Annotated in this window: 16 protein-coding genes; 9 read left to right on the forward strand and 7 right to left on the reverse strand. The window is 63.4% G+C overall.

What is annotated here, in order from left to right; all coding sequences use genetic code 11:
- Positions 1–5: 5 nt before the first annotated feature.
- Positions 6–326 (forward strand): hypothetical protein, encoded by a 321-nt coding sequence (locus BBD46_RS13520; protein ID WP_253184567.1) that lies wholly within the window; start codon positions 6–8, stop codon positions 324–326.
- 88 nt (positions 327–414) lie between these two features.
- A complete protein-coding gene (locus tag BBD46_RS13525) occupies positions 415–2,082 on the forward strand; it encodes a tRNA uridine(34) 5-carboxymethylaminomethyl modification radical SAM/GNAT enzyme Elp3 (RefSeq protein WP_071402227.1) in 1,668 nt (555 codons plus the stop codon).
- A 140-nt stretch (positions 2,083–2,222) separates the two neighbouring features.
- Here the strand turns inward: BBD46_RS13525 and BBD46_RS22240 are convergent, their stop codons facing one another.
- The 4 genes from BBD46_RS22240 to BBD46_RS13535 all read right to left on the reverse strand — a co-directional run bounded on the left by BBD46_RS22240 (position 2,223) and on the right by BBD46_RS13535 (position 5,071).
- Positions 2,223–2,465 (reverse strand): hypothetical protein, encoded by a 243-nt coding sequence (locus BBD46_RS22240; protein WP_139173602.1) that lies wholly within the window; start codon positions 2,463–2,465, stop codon positions 2,223–2,225.
- Between the two features lie 190 nt (positions 2,466–2,655).
- Positions 2,656–3,039 (reverse strand): hypothetical protein, encoded by a 384-nt coding sequence (locus BBD46_RS21675; RefSeq protein WP_084777758.1) that lies wholly within the window; start codon positions 3,037–3,039, stop codon positions 2,656–2,658.
- Between the two features lie 127 nt (positions 3,040–3,166).
- Positions 3,167–3,973, reverse strand: coding sequence for an HpcH/HpaI aldolase family protein (locus BBD46_RS13530; protein ID WP_071402228.1), 807 nt, complete (start codon positions 3,971–3,973; stop codon positions 3,167–3,169).
- A 195-nt stretch (positions 3,974–4,168) separates the two neighbouring features.
- Entirely contained in the window at positions 4,169–5,071 is a 903-nt protein-coding gene (locus tag BBD46_RS13535; protein WP_071402229.1) for a ZIP family metal transporter, read from the reverse strand.
- Between the two features lie 102 nt (positions 5,072–5,173).
- Here BBD46_RS13535 and tenA point away from each other — a divergent pair, with 102 nt between their 5' ends.
- From tenA to BBD46_RS13550, 3 genes are all read left to right on the forward strand, one after another.
- Entirely contained in the window at positions 5,174–5,833 is a 660-nt protein-coding gene (gene tenA, locus BBD46_RS13540) for a thiaminase II (RefSeq protein ID WP_071402230.1), read from the forward strand.
- Positions 5,830–6,648 carry a TenA family protein gene (locus BBD46_RS13545; protein WP_071402292.1) on the forward strand — a complete coding sequence of 273 codons (819 nt, stop codon included), beginning with the start codon at positions 5,830–5,832 and terminating at the stop codon, positions 6,646–6,648. Before tenA ends, BBD46_RS13545 begins: the two co-directional genes overlap by 4 nt.
- Before the next feature lie 87 nt (positions 6,649–6,735).
- On the forward strand, positions 6,736–7,395 hold the full coding sequence (locus BBD46_RS13550; protein ID WP_071402231.1) for a CPBP family intramembrane glutamic endopeptidase: 660 nt from the start codon (positions 6,736–6,738) through the stop codon (positions 7,393–7,395).
- 55 nt (positions 7,396–7,450) lie between these two features.
- On the opposite strand, the gene BBD46_RS13555 is transcribed toward BBD46_RS13550, so the two are convergent.
- The gene (locus BBD46_RS13555) at positions 7,451–8,107 is read right to left on the reverse strand and encodes a hypothetical protein (protein WP_071402232.1); all 657 of its coding nucleotides are present in this window, start codon (positions 8,105–8,107) and stop codon (positions 7,451–7,453) included.
- A gap of 206 nt (positions 8,108–8,313) precedes the next feature.
- Here BBD46_RS13555 and rqcH point away from each other — a divergent pair, with 206 nt between their 5' ends.
- The 4 genes from rqcH to BBD46_RS13575 all read left to right on the forward strand — a co-directional run bounded on the left by rqcH (position 8,314) and on the right by BBD46_RS13575 (position 13,297).
- Complete coding sequence (rqcH, locus tag BBD46_RS13560) at positions 8,314–10,506, forward strand: ribosome rescue protein RqcH (RefSeq protein ID WP_071402233.1); 2,193 nt, start codon at positions 8,314–8,316, stop codon at positions 10,504–10,506.
- Positions 10,507–10,807: 301 nt separating this feature from the next.
- Complete coding sequence (locus BBD46_RS13565; protein WP_071402234.1) at positions 10,808–11,767, forward strand: N-acetylmuramoyl-L-alanine amidase; 960 nt, start codon at positions 10,808–10,810, stop codon at positions 11,765–11,767.
- Positions 11,768–11,845: 78 nt separating this feature from the next.
- Positions 11,846–12,913 (forward strand): mRNA surveillance protein pelota, encoded by a 1,068-nt coding sequence (locus BBD46_RS13570; protein WP_071402235.1) that lies wholly within the window; start codon positions 11,846–11,848, stop codon positions 12,911–12,913.
- Positions 12,914–12,943: 30 nt separating this feature from the next.
- Positions 12,944–13,297 (forward strand): hypothetical protein, encoded by a 354-nt coding sequence (locus tag BBD46_RS13575; protein ID WP_071402236.1) that lies wholly within the window; start codon positions 12,944–12,946, stop codon positions 13,295–13,297.
- 25 nt (positions 13,298–13,322) lie between these two features.
- On the opposite strand, the gene BBD46_RS13580 is transcribed toward BBD46_RS13575, so the two are convergent.
- Entirely contained in the window at positions 13,323–14,072 is a 750-nt protein-coding gene (locus BBD46_RS13580; RefSeq protein ID WP_071402237.1) for a TrmB family transcriptional regulator, read from the reverse strand.
- The gene (locus tag BBD46_RS13585) at positions 14,069–17,407 is read right to left on the reverse strand and encodes an MMPL family transporter (RefSeq protein ID WP_071402238.1); all 3,339 of its coding nucleotides are present in this window, start codon (positions 17,405–17,407) and stop codon (positions 14,069–14,071) included. The genes BBD46_RS13580 and BBD46_RS13585 overlap by 4 nt, the downstream gene beginning before the upstream one ends.
- Positions 17,408–17,494 lie beyond the last annotated feature (87 nt).

Raw genomic sequence — 17,494 nt, forward strand, 5'->3', positions numbered from 1 at the left:
TTACTGTGCCATCCAGATCGCCATCGGAGTCCACGTCTGCGTCTGCGTCCGACTCAGACCAACAGGACGCGGAACAGACGAACTCGCAGGAGCGAGCGCGTTCGGCGAAACAGGGTGAGAGCAAGTCACAGGTCAACTCGATGCCTGAAATCGAGGTACAAACGGAGGACCAAACGGAGACGGGAAAGCGGAAAGTTGCGGTCGTCTGTGCTGACTGCCAGACGGCGTACGCGGCCGAGAAGTGGCCCGACGGCAAGACGCGCCTGATCGGCCGACCGGCGGGCTGTCAGTGTGGGTCCACGGAGTTCGACGAAATCTCAGACTGAGCCGCAATTCGAAACAGGGACTGTCAACCGCGAGCGCGTGGTAGGGAGTCCGACACGCTTATTCACGCTGCGGGACGAAGGTCGTGTAGTGAGTACCGAGACGCCCGACCACGAGCCGACCGAAACCGAGGCGTTCCAGCAGGTCTGTGAGACGCTCGTCGAGCGAATTCTCGCCGGCGAGGTCGAACGCGACGAGGTCGAGAAGGCCAAACTCGAGGCCTGTTCGGAACACTCCGCGCCGAAGGTGCCGAAGAACTCGGAGCTGCTTGATCACGCGCCACAGGAACACCGCGAGGACTTAGAGGCGGTGCTCCAGCGCAAGCCCGTTCGCACCGCCTCGGGCGTCTCACCGGTTGCAATCATGACGTCGCCCGAGCGGTGTCCCCACGGGAAGTGTCTCTACTGTCCCGGCGGCCCCGACTCGGAGTTTTCCTCCTCCCAGAGCTACACCGGAAACGAGCCCGCCGCCGCCCGCGGCGTCCAGAACGACTACGACCCGTACGGCCAGGTGACGCTGCGACTCGAGCAACTCCGGGAGATCGGCCACCCGATCGACAAGGTCGAACTCATCCTGATGGGCGGGACGATGACCGCCCGGAGCCACGACTACCAGGAGTGGTTCGTCAAGCGCGCCCTGGAGGCGATGAACGACTACGACGTCGACAAGGAGCCCGAACCGGCGGAGGGCGTTAGCTTCGCGGAGGACCCCGAGGAGTACGAGTGGCAGTACCTCGAGGACGTGATCGCGGAGAATGAAACCGGCACCGTCCGCAACATCGGGACGACGTTCGAGACGAAGCCTGACTGGTGTGACCCCGAGCAGATCGACCGCATGCTCGACCTCGGTGGGACGAAAGTCGAGGTTGGCGTCCAGACCACCTACGAGCGGATCAACCGGGAAATGCACCGCGGCCACGGCGCGCAGGCGTCGATCGACGCCAACCAGCGACTCCGTGACTCGGCGTTCAAGGTCGGCTTCCACATGATGCCCGGCCAACCGGGGATGAGTAAGGAGATGTGTCTGGAGGACTTCCGGCGAATCTTCGAGGAGGAGCAGTGGAAGCCCGACTACCTGAAGATTTACCCGACGCTCATCGTCCGCGGGACGGCGACCTACGACTGGTGGCACAAAGGCGAGTACGATCCCCTGGACAACGACGAAGCCGCCGACCTGGTCGCCGAGATCAAGGACATGATTCCGCGCTATACGCGCCTCCAGCGGGTCCAGCGCGACATCCCGGCGGACTTCATCGATGCCGGCGTCTGGAAGTCGAACCTCCGCCAGCTCGCCCGCAAGCGCATGGACGAACACGACTGGTCCTGCGAGTGCATCCGCTGTCGCGAGGTCGGGATGAACGACGCCGAGCCCAACGAGGTCGAACTCGACGTTATGACCTACGACGCCTGCGGCGGCACGGAGCACTTCATTTCCTTCGAGGACTTCGAGCAGGACCTCCTGATCGGCTTCTGCCGGCTCCGGTTCCCGAACGATCCTGTGCGACCGGAACTCGAGAACGCCGCGCTCATTCGCGAACTCCACGTCTACGGGTCCGAGGTCACGATGGGCGAGGACAGCGAATCAGGGCAGCACCAGCATCAGGGCTACGGCCGCCGCCTGATGGAGCGCGCAGAGGACCTTGCAGCCGACGCGGGCTACGACAAGGTCAGCGTCATCTCGGGTATCGGTGCGCGGGAGTACTACCGGAACAAGCTCGGCTATCATCAGGACGGGCCGTACGTGAGTAAGCGGCTCTGAGTGCGATCAGGCGGACTTCTCCGGACTCGTACCAGTAACTAGTCGTACGGTTTCTGATCCACCATAATGACTGAAGTTGAGTAGGGAAGTTCGCTCAGTACAGACCAAGCACACATCGATCACTACGGATGGTTTTCGCCCTAAGCTCCTGCACCAGATACTCTCTTCCATAATAGATAAAATAGCAAGAGAATAATCTGGGCCACCAGTGGAGTCACAATACTATCAAAAGTAAACACCCCAACTATTCCGAGTGTGAAAATTCCGACGCCAAGTGTGATTGCTCCCACTAGCGATTTTCCATATATTTCATTTATAGCGTAACCAGAAATAGCCGACTGTCCAATCAAGAATGCAGGGGCACCAATTCCAATAGCAACCATACTAATTACATCACCTATTGATATAAATATCTTACTCCCCACTCAGAATTCTATTCTGTAGAGAGAGGCTTGAAAGGTTATTAGGAGGTAAGCGGTCAGCCCGCAGCGCGAATGTGGCACGGAATCTGGTTTGAGTTACATGGGTCGATGATCGCCCAGTGCAAGTGATACTCGAATCAGGAGGTAGATGTCAAGCGATGTCGTTCTCTGGCAGTAAACGACGAAGTGTTTCCAAAGATATGCCAAGAATAGCAGCAATTCCAATAGCCGTTATTGACACCATTAGTTCTCTCCCGAGCTCCCAGTAGTCTGCAGCATGTTGAGCGATAAGTGGAACAAGCGCTCCTGCCGTAAGAACAGATAACACAGTGACTGTAGCGACTTTGATCCTACGGTTAGCAGGCACAGAGTACACTATTCTACCACCAATTAGGGCAACCACACCGAGTCCAAGCGTGAACACAAATATGAGGGGGTCAGACAGTACGTAGAAGGCTAAGAGTACTATTGCAATGATGCACCAGATCGATAACTTGGTTATGGTTGCTCGTGACGAGTCAGAGTGAGTGTACATATTTAATATCTAATACCTAATTGTAAATACTTTTTGACACTACGTTCACACAGGTGTGTTGTGTGGATAGTTCACCGCGTTCGGTGTGGTAAAGATGTGGTCGGTGTGCTGCACCACCTCTCTATATTTAGGCGATGTCGGAATTGCTGTCGTCCACTGCATCCTCGAACGCCGCCAGCGCCTGCTCACTCCCCGCTCGCACGTAACTCACGTCGACACCCGCTACCACAAAATCGAATCCGCGGGCGAGCCAGCGCTCCACATCGTCCCCACCGAGCGCGAGCGTCGACACCGGCTTGTCTTCGGCGTGGCCCGCCTCAAGTACCCGGTCGACCGCGTCGAGGAATCGGTCGGACTCAAGTTCCCCCACGATACCGAGCGCCGCCGAGAGATCCGCCGGGCCGACGAAAAGGCCGTCAAGACCGTCGACGGCGGCGATGTCGGCGACGTTTTCGAGGCTGGCCTCGGTTTCGATCTGGGCGATCGTCACGGGCGCTGTCTCTGGATTCTGGACGGTCTCGGGGAACGTCGCGCCGTACTTCGTTGCGCGACCGAGGCCGATTCCACGCACGCCCTCGGGTGGATAGCGGGTCGCCTCGACGAGGTCACGCGCCTCGGCCGCGGTGTCGACCATCGGTGCCATGACGCCGTCGGCACCGGCATCCAGGACGCGCTTGATTTCGGTGGGGTCGTTCTCGGAGACGCGGACAATCGCACCGGTGTCGGCGGCCGACGACTCCGAAGCGCCACTCGCCGCCTCGACCGCCCGAATCATTTCGGTCACCGTCTCGAGTGACTGTGGCGTGTGTTCGATGTCGATCACGACGGCGTCGAACGCGAGTTGTGCGCTGATCTCTGCAACCGCCGGGTCCCCGAGCGAGAGCCAGTTGCCGACGAGCGGCTCGCGCTTTCGAAGGGAGGGAGCGAACGTCATGGCGTCGAGTTCTGCGATGAGTGAGAAAAAGTCACCGTTGCCGCTGTGTCCAGACGAGCGACAATGATAGTCGCCACTGAACGTCAATGGGCGTGGGCACCCGATCGCACGAAGGAAGTGCGGTTCGGACAAGGATTTGCCTGAATACGACAACGGCCGGCGTAGCGGCCCTCATTTCGCTACAAGCCGCTCTCATCACACCGCGAGCACCGTGTCCACGATCAACATGAGCCCGAAGCCGAGGATGAACGCGGCCGTCGCGGTGTCGGCGTAGCCGTGGCCGTGACTCGAGGGGACGAGTTCGCGGAAGACAACCGCGATCATCGCGCCCGCGGCGAAGCCGGCGGCTACCGGAAAGAGCCCGGAGACGAGCGTAACGAGTGCGAAGCCAGCCGCTGCGGCGAGCGGTTCCGGGACACCACCGGAGAGGGTCGTATAGAGCAGCGTTCGTCCCCGAGAGACGCCCGCCCGAACAGCGGGAACGGCCATCGCGAACCCGTCGGGGACGTTCTGGACTGCGATCGCGGTCGCGATGGCGAACCCGATCGCGGACTCGCCGCTGGCGAACGCGATGCCGACCGCGAGCCCCTCGGGCACGTTGTGGATCGTGACCGCGCTGCCGACGAGAGTGGCACGGCGAAGGTCGTCGCCGGTTGTGCCGCCGTCCTCGCCAGTTCTGCCGCTGTTGTCGTCACCAGTTCCGTCGCTGTTGTCGTCGGTAATGTCGGCTCCAGTGTCGTGATCCCCATTCGAACCACCCTCAGTAAGAGGATCGACCGACGGCTCGACGATCGCCGTTCCCTCGACCCGATCCCCTCGAAAACGGAGGTGAAGATGGGGCAACACCGCGTTCCCGATCAGCAAGAACGCACCGCCCGCGAGCACGCCAGCGACGACCTCGAGTGGCGAACCCAACTCGAGTCCAGGCACGATGAGCGCGAAGACGGCTGCGCCGACCATGATCCCAGCGGCGAGTCCGAGTGCCCCGTCGTAGACGCGGTGGCTGATGCGGTCGGTGAGAAAGAGCGGGAGCGCGCCGAGTCCCGTCACCCCGCCCGCGACCGCGGCGACGAGGACGACCTCCGCGAGCGAGACCATAGCGGTCGTTCACCGACGAAGGGGAAAGGCGTACCTGGCTTTCTCGAATATAACCAAATTATAGCACTAGATTATAATACTGTGCAGTGCCGTCGATACCACATGGCATTCAGCGACCAGCTTCTCGAGGAGGGCTCCCACATCTGGGACGCACAGAAGAATCACCCGTTCGTCACCGAACTCGCCGCCGGCACGCTCGACGAGGCGGCCTTCAAACACTGGGTGAAACAGGACTACCGCTACCTGCTCGACTACGCCCGCCTGTTCTCCATCGCCGGGGCGAAGGCACGCGACGAGGCGACGATGACCCACCTGCTCGGCGTCGCTCACGAGGTACTCGACTACGAGATGGATCTCCACCGCGAGTTCGCCGCCGACTACGGCATTTCGCAGGCCGAACTCGAGTCCACCGAGAAAGCGCCGACCTGTATTGCCTACACCAGCTTTCTGGTGCGAACGGCCCACGAGGGCTCGCTCGCCGAAATTGCGGGTGCGCTCTACCCGTGCATGCAGGGCTACCTCGACGTCGGCGAGCACACGGCCGACCTCGCCACCGACGAGCACCAGTACACCCCGTTCATCGAGATGTACACGAGCGACGAGTTCCGCGAGGCCACAGCGTGGTGTCGTGACTTCGTCGACGACTGCGGCGAGCGCTACCCGGGTGAGCACGATGCAATGCGTGAGGCGTTCCTGACGAGCGCGAAACTCGAGTACCGGTTCTGGGAGATGGCCTACACGCAGGAGGGGTGGGGACTGTGACCAGCGCCAGCGATGGAATAACTGACCTCGACGGGGTGCCCGCGACGTTCGAAGCGTACGCCAGGGCTGTCGACGATGGCGGCGATGGCGGCGATGGTGGCGACGGTGATGACGCGCGGTTCACCGACTGGCTCCGTGCACGATCTGAACCGGCCTGGACCGATGCCGTCACCCATCCGTTCACGCGGGACCTCGGCTCCGGTGAACTCCCCGAAGACGTGTACGCCGAGTACCTCGTCCAGGACTACGCGTTCGTCGACGAACTCGTGGGCGCGTTCGGCCACGCAGTTGGACAGGCTCCGGGGATGGACGCGAAGCGGCCGCTGGTCGAGTTCCTCGACACGCTCACCGACGAGGAGAACGACTACTTCGAGCGGTCGTTCGACGCGCTCGACGTGTCCGAGGACCGGCGACACGATCCCGAACTCAGTGACCCGATCGCCGCGCTGATCGACCTGCTCGGTCGCGCGACCCACGTGGGCGGGTACGCCGAGACGCTGGCAGTCCTCGTTCCCGCCGAATGGATATACGAATCGTGGGCGACGGCGGTTGTCGACGAGTACGCAGACCACGAATCGACGCAGGTGTCCGAAATCGACTCTCTGCCGAGTGCCGGCACCGATCTCCCGTTCTATTACGCCGAGTGGGTCGACCTCCACGCGATCCCCGCCTTCCGTGAGTTCGTGGACTGGTTGCGAACCGAACTCGACGCCATCGGTCCCACGCTCTCGCCGCGACGGCAAGCCCGCGTCGAGCAGCTATTCCGTCGGACGGTCGAACTCGAGGTCGCAGTGTTCGAGTCCGTGACCCCATGAGCGCTCGCCCCGGTTCGGTCGCACTTGTAGCTGTACGTCCGTTGTTCGTTCTTAACTTCTAAGATGTAGCGCTCAGTTGGCTACGTCATGGGTTCTCTTGGCGGCCAAAAGGGTACGCGTCTCACTCTCGGTGCCATCTCGCTAGCGCTCTTCGGGCTCCTTCTCACGATTCCGTTCGAGGCTGTAACCGGCTGGTCGCTCTCCGGCGTCGACGTGGCCGTCTACAAGTGGGTTCTCGCTGGGGGGCTCTGTCTGTTCGTCGTCGGGATCGAGAACCGCTCGCTGTCGTCGATCGGGTTTCGACGGCCCAACCGATGGGATCTCGCCATTACCGTTGGGCTCTGGCTCACCATCATGCTCTCGGTCGGGGTGATGCAAGCGCTGCTCGCCCAGTTCGGGCTACTCGAGACGGCCACCGGCAACGGAACACCCCCTGACGGCACCGAACTGTACTGGACGCTGTTCATCGCCGCCACCGCCGGCGTCACCGAAGAAGTGCTGTATCGGGGATACGCACTCGAGCGACTCGAGGCGGTCACGGCGTCGACGTGGGTCGCCGGCATCGTGACGGCGACCGTGTTCGTCCTCATCCACATCGGAGATGGGGTTGTCGGAATGCTCGTCTTCGTGCCAGCGGCCATCCTGTTGACTGTGGCCTACGTCTGGCGGCGAACCCTCTTCGTGGTCGTGGGTGCACACGTCGCGGTCAACACCGTCCCGCTCGTGTTGTTTGCTCTGAGTGCGTGAGAGTGCGGACCAGATGTCTGCACCCGTCCGCGTATCGATACTCGAGCGCTCTGTCTCAGTCGATCGTCACTTCGAGCTCGAGAAGCCCCAGATACGAGGGCGCGTTGCCGCTCGTCCGGAACTCCGTCGGCGAGGAGTCGACGAGCTGGAAGAACTCCGACTGCGTCGAGGGATGCATCGTCGAGCCGTCCTCGCGCTGGAGGTACGCGGGCGCGTTCGTCCGGCGCATGTACTCGAGTTGCTCCTGCCAGGCGTCGCCGCCGTAGAGGAAGATGCCGAACGAGAACCGGCCGGCGGCGACGGCGTCCTGTTTGGTCTCGAACTGTTCGGCTTCCTCGACGCGGTACTCCTCGTCGCTGATCCAGGCGAGCGCCGCGATGCCGGGCGCTTGCACGAGGTAGACGTCCCAATCGTGGGTTTTGTCGAAGACAGCCCAGGTGTTTCGCGATCCGACGGAATTGACTTCGACGCTGAAGGCGGGCCGGCCGCGCGACCCCGTCGGCTCGTGGACGAAGGTTGCGTCGTAACCGGGCACACGGATCCCGCGGTCGTGATAGGCGACGCCCTCGGCCTCGATTCCGAGGTCGTGTCGCTCCGAGAGCTGTTCGACCAGTTCGAGCACCGGGATGCCGCCGGAGTCCTCGAGTCGCTCCAGGATGGGAGGTAACTCGAGGAGAGCCTGCCAGGAGGCGTTGTCCTGTGGCGCGCTCATGGCTGTCGGTCGCCCCCGTGTGCGGCGGTTCGGGTCGTCGACTCGCTCGCAGCGTTCATACCGGTATGCAGTGGGTCGGGCGGGATTAGCCTTTCCGACTGGCGGGCTGAGCGTCATCCGACGGACTCCGAGTGGCGACCCAAACCAGCGGACGCCGACCGCCACGGAGCGACACGCCTTTTTGACCGCGCGGGGCACTCTGTTGTATGGATCCAAAGCGGGAGCTGACGAGCGTCGATCTCGCCGCCCTCGTCCGCGAGTTCGGCACCTACGAGGGCGCGAAGGTCGACAAAGCCTATCGCTACGGTGACGACCTCGTCCGCCTCAAGATGCGCGACTTCGACCGCGGCCGCATCGAACTCCTACTCGAGGTCGGCGAGGTTAAACGCGCCCACACGGTCGCCCCCGAGCGGGTACCGGACGCCCCCGGCCGACCGCCCCAGTTCGCGATGATGCTTCGCAACCGGCTCTCCGGGGCGGACTTCGCCGGCGTCGAACAGTACGAGTTCGACCGGATACTCGAGTTCACCTTCGAGCGCGACGACGGGACGACCCGGATTATCGTCGAACTGTTCGGGCAGGGGAACGTTGCGGTCACAGATGGCGAGTACGAGGTGATCGACTGTCTGGAGACGGTGCGGCTCAAGTCACGAACGGTCGTGCCGGGCTCGCGCTACGAGTTCCCCGACACGCGGACGAATCCGCTGACGATTTCCCGAGACGTGTTCGGTCACGAGATGGAGGAGTCGGATACGGACGTGGTGCGGACGCTCGCGACGCAGCTCAACTTCGGTGGACTGTACGCCGAGGAGATCTGTACCCGCGCAGGCGTCGAGAAAGCGATGGATATCGGCAATGCCGACGAGGAGACCTACGACAGGCTCTACGAGGCGATCGAACGGCTCGCACTGGATATCCGGAACGGGAACTTCAATTCGCGACTGTATCGCGAGTCGGCGGACGAAAGCGAGGGTGCAGACGACGACAACGACGGGGACCGTACGAACGACGACGCCGACACCGGCCGCGTCGTCGACGCTACGCCGTTCCCACTCGAGGAGCACGACGAAGCCGGCTTCGACGGCGAGCCGTACGACACCTTCCTCGACGCGCTCGATGACTACTTCTTCCAGCTCGAACTCGAGGATGAAGAGGAGCCGGACCCGACGAGCCAGCGCCCCGATTTCGAGGAGGAGATTGCCAAGCACGAACGGATCATCGAGCAACAGCAGGGTGCGATCGAGGGCTTCGAGCAGGAAGCTGAGAACCTGCGCGAGAACGCCGAGTTGCTCTACGCCGAGTACGGCCTCGTCGACGACATTCTCTCGACGATTCAGGAGGCTCGCGCGCAGGACCGACCCTGGGACGAGATCGAGGCACGATTCGAGGAAGGTGCCGAGCAGGGCATCGAGGCAGCCGAGGCGGTCATCGACGTCGACGGCAGCGAGGGAATCGTCACCGTCGATGTCGACGGCGAGTACATCGAACTCGTCGCACACGACGGCGTCGAGCAGAACGCGGATCGCCTCTACACCGAGGCAAAGCGGGTCGCGGAGAAGAAAGAGGGTGCGCTCGCGGCCATCGAGGATACCCGCGAGGACCTAGAAGACGCGAAGCGCCGTCGCGACGAGTGGGAGGAAAGCGACGGCGAATCGGGTGCAGGCAGCGGAGGCGGTGACGAAGATGAGGGGGAGGGCGAGGACCGCAACTGGCTTGCCGAGTCCTCCATCCCCATCCGGGAGAACGAGCCCTGGTTCGACCGGTTCCGCTGGTTCCACACCAGCGACGGCTACCTCGTGATCGGCGGCCGGGACGCAGACCAGAACGAGGAATTGGTGAAGAAGTATCTCGAACCCGGCGACAAGGTGCTTCACACTCAGGCACACGGCGGCCCGGTCACGGTACTGAAAGCGACCGACCCGAGCGAGGCCTCCTCCTCGGACATCGAACTGCCGGAGTCGAGCATCGAGGAGGCCGCCCAGTTTGCGGTCTCCTATTCGTCGGTCTGGAAAGACGGCCGCTACGCCGGCGACGTCTATGCCGTCGACTCCGATCAGGTGACCAAGACCCCGGAGAGCGGCGAGTACCTGGAGAAAGGCGGCTTCGCCGTCCGTGGCGACCGAACCTACTACCGCGATACGCCCGTCGGTGCCGCGGTCGGCATTCAGTGTGAGCCCTACACCCGGGTCATCGGCGGCCCGCCAGCAGCCATCGAGGGCACCGCGGAGACGACGATCGAACTCGAGCCGGGTCGGTACGCGCAGGCCGACGCGGCCAAGCGACTCTACCGTCGCTTCCGCGAGCGCTTCGAGGACGAGACGTTCGTGCGGAAGATTGCCAGCCCGGACCGCATCCAGCACTTCATGCCGCCGGGCGGGAGTCGGATTGCGGAAGAGTAGACCAGTAGACCGGTCTGGCCGCCGTTCGAGACATAGAGGCACAAGACGGCCCTGAACTGTCTTGGATGCTGGTTTTGATGAGGTTGTTGCGTCGCTGCCAGTTAGTTTCGGTGTGACTACGACCTGTAGGCGGCTGGCCAGTGATCTGTTCGACCAGTCGTAGTGGAGTGCCTGCGTGTAGTGGCGGCCTCCCATCCTCCTCTTGCCTCCTGTTTCTCCGCCTGTGTCGGTAGCCGTGATCGAAATCCGTTACCACAATATCCAATAGTTATTAGTGTAAGCGTCGCATGACTGTCATTCTATGTGCCTTGATTGCACTGCACACGATACAGACCGAGAACAGCACTCGAGTACCGACGACCGAGAGACGACCGGCCATAGCAACTGGAAACGACGGTCGTTCCTCCAGGCGACCGGCGTTGCCGCCGGAACCGGGACGATACTCGGAACGCAGGTAGACCGCGCGGCAGCGTCACACACCGAATGCGACGCCGCGGACCGCTGGGTCGAAGCGGCGAATCATAGTTCGCGCGACTTCGGCATTGACTGGATCGTCATCCACGTCACGGCGGGTGCCTATCAGGGCGCACTCAACACGCTCACCAGTTCGGACTCGGGCGTCAGTTCTCACTACCTTGTGAAGAACTACGACTGGACAGACGGGCCGTCAGCGGGTCACGTCGATCAACTGGTCCACCACGACCGCGCTGCCTGGCACGCCCGCTACATCGCCAACCACCGTTCGATCGGCATCGAACACGAGTGGTTCGACGACAACGGCATCTCCGACGCCTGCTACGAGTCCTCGGCCGAACTCGTCCGTTGTATTGCGGACATGCACAACATTCCACTCGAGTTCTACACGAGCAATACCTGCATCCAGAACGAGTCGGGCGGGATTATTGGGCATACACACGTGCCGGATGGCGACTGTAGCAGTTTCCACCACGGTGGTCGAACCTGTCCGTATCCGGACTGGGATATGGACCACTTCGAGAGTCTGGTGAAAGAGGAGGATGGCGGCGGTGGCGGTGGCGGTGACCAGTTCCAGGACGGCGACCAGGTCGTCACGACGACGGATCTGAACGGGCGCGAGCAGCCGTGTCTCAACGACGATGTCGTGCTGACCTTACCCGAGGGAACCCAGGGGGAGGTCATGAACGGCCCCGAGGAGTGTGACGGCATCACCTGGTGGGGGCTGCACGTCCCGGCGTACAACGAGTGGGTCTGGTGCTCGGAGAACTATCTGGCTCACGCCTGAGCCCACAGTGCCCTCCAGTTGCCAATCGCCGATTCCTGAATAACAGCACCTTTTACCGACCCTCCCGGACTGACAGGTATGCAAATCAAAGACCGGGAACCGCTCGACGGCGGGTGCGAGCGGGTTACCGTCGTCCCCGAGAGCGTCGACGACCTCTGGCACCTCCAGTACGTGCTAGAGCCCGGCGATCGCGTCGCTGGCGATACGACCCGGCGCATCCAGCGTAACGACGACCAGATGCGCGACACCGGCGGCGAGCGCGAGCACATGTGGGTCGCCATCGCCGTCGAAGATATCGAGTTCCACAAGTTCGCCAACCGATTGCGCGTCGGCGGCGAGATCGTCGCCTGCTCGCGCGAGGACCAACTCGGCTTCCATCACACGCTGAACGTCGAGGAACGCGAAGAGCTCTCGATCGAGAAGCGCTTCAAACCCGACCAGGAGGCCCGTCTCGAAGAAGCCGAGGAGGCCACCGAGAACCCGGACGTCGCCATCGCCACCGTCGAGGAAGGACAGGCCCACGTCCACACGGTCGCCCAGTACGGCACCGAGGAGCGAGCGACGATCACCGGCCCCACCGGCAAGGGCGAGTACGCCCGCGAGCGCTCGGAACTGTTCGCCGAACTCGGCGACGTGCTCAAACGACAGGACGCGGACGCGATCATCCTCGCCGGGCCGGGCTTTACGAAACAGGACGCCAGAAAGTACCTCGACGACAACGAGCCCGCGGTCGCCGAGAAAATTACGATGGTCGACACGGCGAGCGTCGGCGACCGGGGCGTCCACGAGGTCCTGAAGCGCGGTGCCGTCGCAGACGTCCAGCAGGAGACGCGCATCGAGAGCGAGGCCGAGTACATCGACGAACTCACCGAGCGCATCGCCCAGGGCGCGAAAGCAGCCTACGGCCCCGAAGCAGTCCAGCAGGCCGCCGAGTTCGGTGCGATTGAACGGCTGCTGATCCTCGACGACCGCCTCCGCAAGGAACGCGGCCCCGATGGTGAGTGGGCCATCGACGTCGACCAGGTCGTCCGCACGGCCGAACAGAAAGGCGGCGAAGTGACGGTCTTCTCGAGTGAGTTCCCGCCAGGCCAACAGCTGTCGAACCTCGGCGGCATTGCGGCACTGTTGCGGTACCGACTCGAGTAGGACCAACTCTAACTCTCACCGTCTCACCCGATGGCTCTCAGTTCGACGCTCTGGCTTGCCGCCGTGCTCACCTACGGCGTCGGCGATCTCGTGACGACCGCGGTCGGCCTCAGACACGCCCAGATCGAGGAAGGGATGCCGTTCGCACGGCAGCTACTCGGTGAGCCGCCGTCGGCGTGGGGGGTCGTCCGCTTCGGGCTATTCAAGATCGCGCTGTTCGCGGTATTCTATCTCGGCGCAGTGGCGATGACTCGCACAGCGCCGGGTACTCGAGTCGACCTGCTCGTGCCGGTGGCGATCACGGTGGTCGGCGCGGCTGCGGTGGTGAACAATGTGCGGGTGATTCGGCAGGTTCGTGGTCGCCGTCGTCGTCGCCGCCGCTGAGGCACATTCTGGTGTTCCCGGCGCGTCAGCGGATCTCCTCGCTCGCCTCGATCAGTTGAATCAACACCGACGCGAACAGCGAGCCCGAACTCCAGATCGCGGTTTCGCCGCCGCTGTCGTCGACGACGCTCAGCAACAGTGCGTCGTCGTCGACGATGAGGATGCGTCCCGATCGCTCGTCGTCCTCGCGGTGTGTCGGCGGGAGTTCCGCGGTGACTCCCTCGAGCGAGCCGAGTCTGTCTCGGACGCCCTCGTCGCGGCTGACGACGGTGACGGCCACGTTCTCGGCAGCGCGGCTCTCGAGTGCCTCGCCCAGCGCGGGGGTGACGAGGTCGGGGAGCCGGGTACCGAACAGGATGCGTTCCTCGGCGTTCGAGACCAGATCGACGACGCGGTCGTCGACGCGTTCGCGGCCGCGAATCGTCCAGATGTCCTCCTGGGTTTCCTCCTCGACGGAGTCGCGTTTGACCTGCTCGACGTAGTCGAACGCCCGTTCCTGTTCGCGTTCGAAGCGGTTTCGAAGGGTTGTCTGGGCTTCCTCGATGCTGACCGGCCGGTAGCGGATCGGGCTCGCTTGCTGGACGGCGAGGAGACCACGTTCCTCCAGGCTCTCGGCGACGCTGTAGACCTGCGAGCGCGGGACATCAGTGGTTCGGGCGACATCCCGGGCCGTACCGGAGCCGAGTTGCTGGAGGGCGATGAAGACCTTGGCCTCGTAGCTGGTGAGGCCGAGGCGTTCGAAGGCGTCGATGGCGGCACTCTCGTCGCCGGTCATCGGTCGTCACCTGCGGGCGGCGTTCGGTCGTCTGTTTCGGGTTCGGTTGTCGTCTCGCCGGTGTCTGTTTCGGTTTGCGTATCTCCACCTGCATCGACGGCTGCGGCCGAGTCCGCATCCCCGTCCCCGTCCCTATCCAGCGTCTGCCCACCATCACTCGCCGTCGGCGTCGGCTGCCGGGCCTGCTCGATGTCGAACGACACGTCCGGGCCGAAGTACCGCGTCCACAGCGCGAGCAGCGTCGGCAACACGACGACGCTCGCGAGGAACGCGTACGTGATCGTCAGTCCCGTGATGATCCCGAACTGGCGGAGGACGGGCAGGATGGCGAACGCGAGCGTCCCGAAGCCGCCGACGGTGGTCACCGCGCTGCCGAGCAGCGCGCCGCCGGTGCCGGTGACGGTGGTGTGCATCGCCGCCCAGACGTTGCCCTGGCGCTCGAGTTCGAGCGTATAGCGCGAGCTAATGTGGATGCTGTAGGCCACGCCGAGCCCGATCGTAAGGCTGGTGATCATCCCCGTCAGGACGTTGAAGGGCATCCCGATGAGGTACATCGTGCCGAGAATCCAGCTGACGGCGAACGCGACCGGCAGCAGGGTGACGGCACCGAGACTCGCGCTGTTCCCGGTCAGCCAGTAGGCCACCGAGAGGAACGTGAAGACGGCCACCAGCGTGATCAGCAGGCTCTGTAGGACGGTATCGAGCAGGTCCTGTTCGACGAGGTAGTTGACGATCGGATCGCCGGTCGCGATGGCGCTGACGGCGAGTTCGTCGTCGGTGTCAGCGTCGGCTTCAGCGCCGGAGCCGTCACCGACCTCCGTTTCGACCGTTCGTTCGTCACCAGCACCCTCGCTGTCGATGCCCGCTGCGATGGCGCGCATCTCGTCGGTCGCGTCGCCGAAGTCGGCGTCGCCCTGGATGGCGACGATCAGCCGGACGGACTCGTACTCGCCGTCGTCGGTCTGGTGGATGACCTCGCTCGCGCCCGCGTCGTTCGCCTCGAAGAGTTCGTCGTACAGCTCCGGGATGTCTTCGTCGGGTACGCCGTCACCGGTCGTATCCGCCGCAGTGTAGGTCTCGTTGAACGACTCGTTCTGTGCCGCGGTGTCTTCCATCACCGAGAGTGGGCCCTCAACGTCCGCCTCGCCGGTCGCCAGCGTGTAGGTGACCGGACTCTCAGCGGCCGCCTCCTCGGCGGCGTCGAGACGTTCTAACGTCTCCGCATCGGTTACATCACCTTCCACGAGTATCTGGGCCTGCGTGTCCTCGCGCTGGAAGTTCTCGTTGACGAAATCGAGGTCGTCGGCCGCCTGGTACTCACCGGGGCTCATTCCGCCGGGCAGATTCTCGGTCCACGCCGGCGGACTCTCCGCGAGGAACTCCTCCTCGTCGAAGCTGGTGTCGACCTGGCTCGCGCCGTAGACGCCGCCGGCGGTCAACAGCAGGACCGCGATCAGGACTACGAGCGGAATGCGCCGCGCGGCAGTCGAACCGATCGTGAGCACGCTACTGAAGCGTCCGCCACCCGTCCCGAAGGCGCGCCGGTGGCGGTCGTAGCCGCGGGACTCGAGTACCGAGTCCAACTCGACTTTGGCGGCCGGGATCAGGCCGCCGAAGACGATCAGCGCGGCGATGATCCCGACGGAGCTGACGACCCCGAACTCCTGAATGGGGGCGATCGGACTGACGAGGTTCGCGAGGAAGCCGATGGCGGTCGTCGCGGTCACCCAGACGAGCGCGACGCCGACGCCGGCGAGGGCGATGGACATCGAGCCGCGAACGGTGTCTGCCTCGCCCGTCTCCCGGTCGGTGTCGGCGGAGCGGACCGCCTCGCGTTGCTCGCGGTGGCGCATGAAGACGTGAATTGCGTAGTCGATCGAGAGCCCGATCAACAGCACCGGGACGGCGATCATCATCTGGTTGAACGCGATTCCGGCCCAGCCCATGAAGCCGAACGTCCAGAGCAAGACTGTGCCGATGCCGACGACGCCGAGCGCGATGTCGAGCGGGTCGCGGTAGGCGAGTATCAGCGCGGCGACGACGAACGTCAGTGCGAGCGGCCCGACGATCGAGAGGCTGTCACCCATCGAGCGATCGATCTCGTCGGTGATGACGCCGACACCGAAGACGACGTACTCGTGCTCGTGCTCGCCCGCGAGGTCGCGCAGATCGAGCTGTGCGTCGATCACGGCGTCGTCGCCAGCGCCCATCTCCATCTCGCCTGCCGCCTCTTGGGAGAGTATCGTCATCCGCGCGTCCGCCTCAGCGGTGCCGGGTTCGTACTCCGACGGCATGAACGCGAGTGCTGCACCGTCGTTCTCGTCGTCGTCGGAGAGCGTGTCCGTGAGGATGTCTTCGAACTCGTCCTCGTCGAGCTCCTCGAGTGCTTCGATCTGTTCGTCGAGCGTTGGATCAGGTTCGCCCTCCTCGAGTTCGGCCTGGTCTTCTTCTAGCTGGTCACCATCCTCCTCGAGTTGCTCGTACTCGTCTTCGAGGACGCCCATCGTCGCACCGGTGTAGACGTCTTCGAGATTCTCAGATGCCTCCTGGTACTCGGGAACCTCCTCGGGGTTCTCAGCCTGCTGTTCGATCTGGAACAGCTGCGACTCGAGTAGCCGCGCCTGGTCGGCGAACTCCTCGTACTCGTCAGCTTGCTCGTCGTCGAGCTCGGCTGTCACCTCGTCCAGCAGGGTGTCGTACTCGCTCTCGAGTTCTGCTGCACCCTCCTGGTACTCTGGGTCGTCCTCGTCGTACGTGGCACTCAGTTGCTCGTACTCGCGCTGAATCTCGCGCGCGTCGTCGATGCCCGCTTCGAGCTGTGCGCTCGTCTCCTCGAGTTCACCTTCGCGCTGTTCGAGTTCCGCGCCGCGCTCTTCGAGGTCTGCGGCCTGTTCGGTGGTGATCGCCGTGATCGCGACGATGTTCTCGACACCGGTGATCGGGTCACCGTCGCCGTCGTGGGCGAGCGTCGCGTTGATCGACTCGTTGTTACGGATTTCCTGCTGGAACTCGAGTGATGCGATGAGTGAGTCCTGAGAGAGGACGTTGTCAGCGGTTGCGTTGGTGTCTACGCCGTCATCACCGCCGCCACCGCCATCACCGCGGTGGATCAACTGCACGCTCGTCGTGTCTTCTTGATCTTCCGCGACGAATCGCTCGTCGATGTCCTCGAGCGCCTCGGCTTCGGGCGAGTCGGTTTCGAACTGGTCGAGCGAGGAGTCGTCGTCGACCATGGGGACGCCCGCGCCGACGAGGGCAGTCAGCACGAGAAGGACGACGAGAACGAGTCGCGAGTGGGTGGTCAAAAGGTCTGCGACTCGTTCCGGCGCGCTCATTTGGCTGCCTCCGTGCGGAAGGGGATCGGTGTCATACGGTTCCCTCGGCCGGTCAGATGGGTGTTACGCGTGTCTGTGATCGTTCGT

This window comes from Natrialba sp. SSL1 (assembly GCF_001861355.1).
Lineage (GTDB): Archaea > Halobacteriota > Halobacteria > Halobacteriales > Natrialbaceae > Natrialba.

Bases quoted from the DNA above. Each gene is read 5' to 3' on its own strand.
- BBD46_RS22240 (WP_139173602.1), bottom strand. From the start codon at position 2,465: ATGGTTGCTATTGGAATTGGTGCCCCTGCATTCTTGATTGGACAGTCG.
- BBD46_RS21675 (WP_084777758.1), bottom strand. From the start codon at position 3,039: ATGTACACTCACTCTGACTCGTCACGAGCAACCATAACCAAGTTATCG.
- BBD46_RS13530 (WP_071402228.1), bottom strand. From the start codon at position 3,973: ATGACGTTCGCTCCCTCCCTTCGAAAGCGCGAGCCGCTCGTCGGCAAC.
- BBD46_RS13535 (WP_071402229.1), bottom strand. From the start codon at position 5,071: ATGGTCTCGCTCGCGGAGGTCGTCCTCGTCGCCGCGGTCGCGGGCGGG.
- tenA (WP_071402230.1), top strand. From the start codon at position 5,174: ATGGCATTCAGCGACCAGCTTCTCGAGGAGGGCTCCCACATCTGGGAC.
- BBD46_RS13550 (WP_071402231.1), top strand. From the start codon at position 6,736: ATGGGTTCTCTTGGCGGCCAAAAGGGTACGCGTCTCACTCTCGGTGCC.
- BBD46_RS13555 (WP_071402232.1), bottom strand. From the start codon at position 8,107: ATGAGCGCGCCACAGGACAACGCCTCCTGGCAGGCTCTCCTCGAGTTA.
- rqcH (WP_071402233.1), top strand. From the start codon at position 8,314: ATGGATCCAAAGCGGGAGCTGACGAGCGTCGATCTCGCCGCCCTCGTC.
- BBD46_RS13565 (WP_071402234.1), top strand. From the start codon at position 10,808: ATGTGCCTTGATTGCACTGCACACGATACAGACCGAGAACAGCACTCG.
- BBD46_RS13570 (WP_071402235.1), top strand. From the start codon at position 11,846: ATGCAAATCAAAGACCGGGAACCGCTCGACGGCGGGTGCGAGCGGGTT.
- BBD46_RS13575 (WP_071402236.1), top strand. From the start codon at position 12,944: ATGGCTCTCAGTTCGACGCTCTGGCTTGCCGCCGTGCTCACCTACGGC.
- BBD46_RS13580 (WP_071402237.1), bottom strand. From the start codon at position 14,072: ATGACCGGCGACGAGAGTGCCGCCATCGACGCCTTCGAACGCCTCGGC.
- BBD46_RS13585 (WP_071402238.1), bottom strand. From the start codon at position 17,407: ATGAGCGCGCCGGAACGAGTCGCAGACCTTTTGACCACCCACTCGCGA.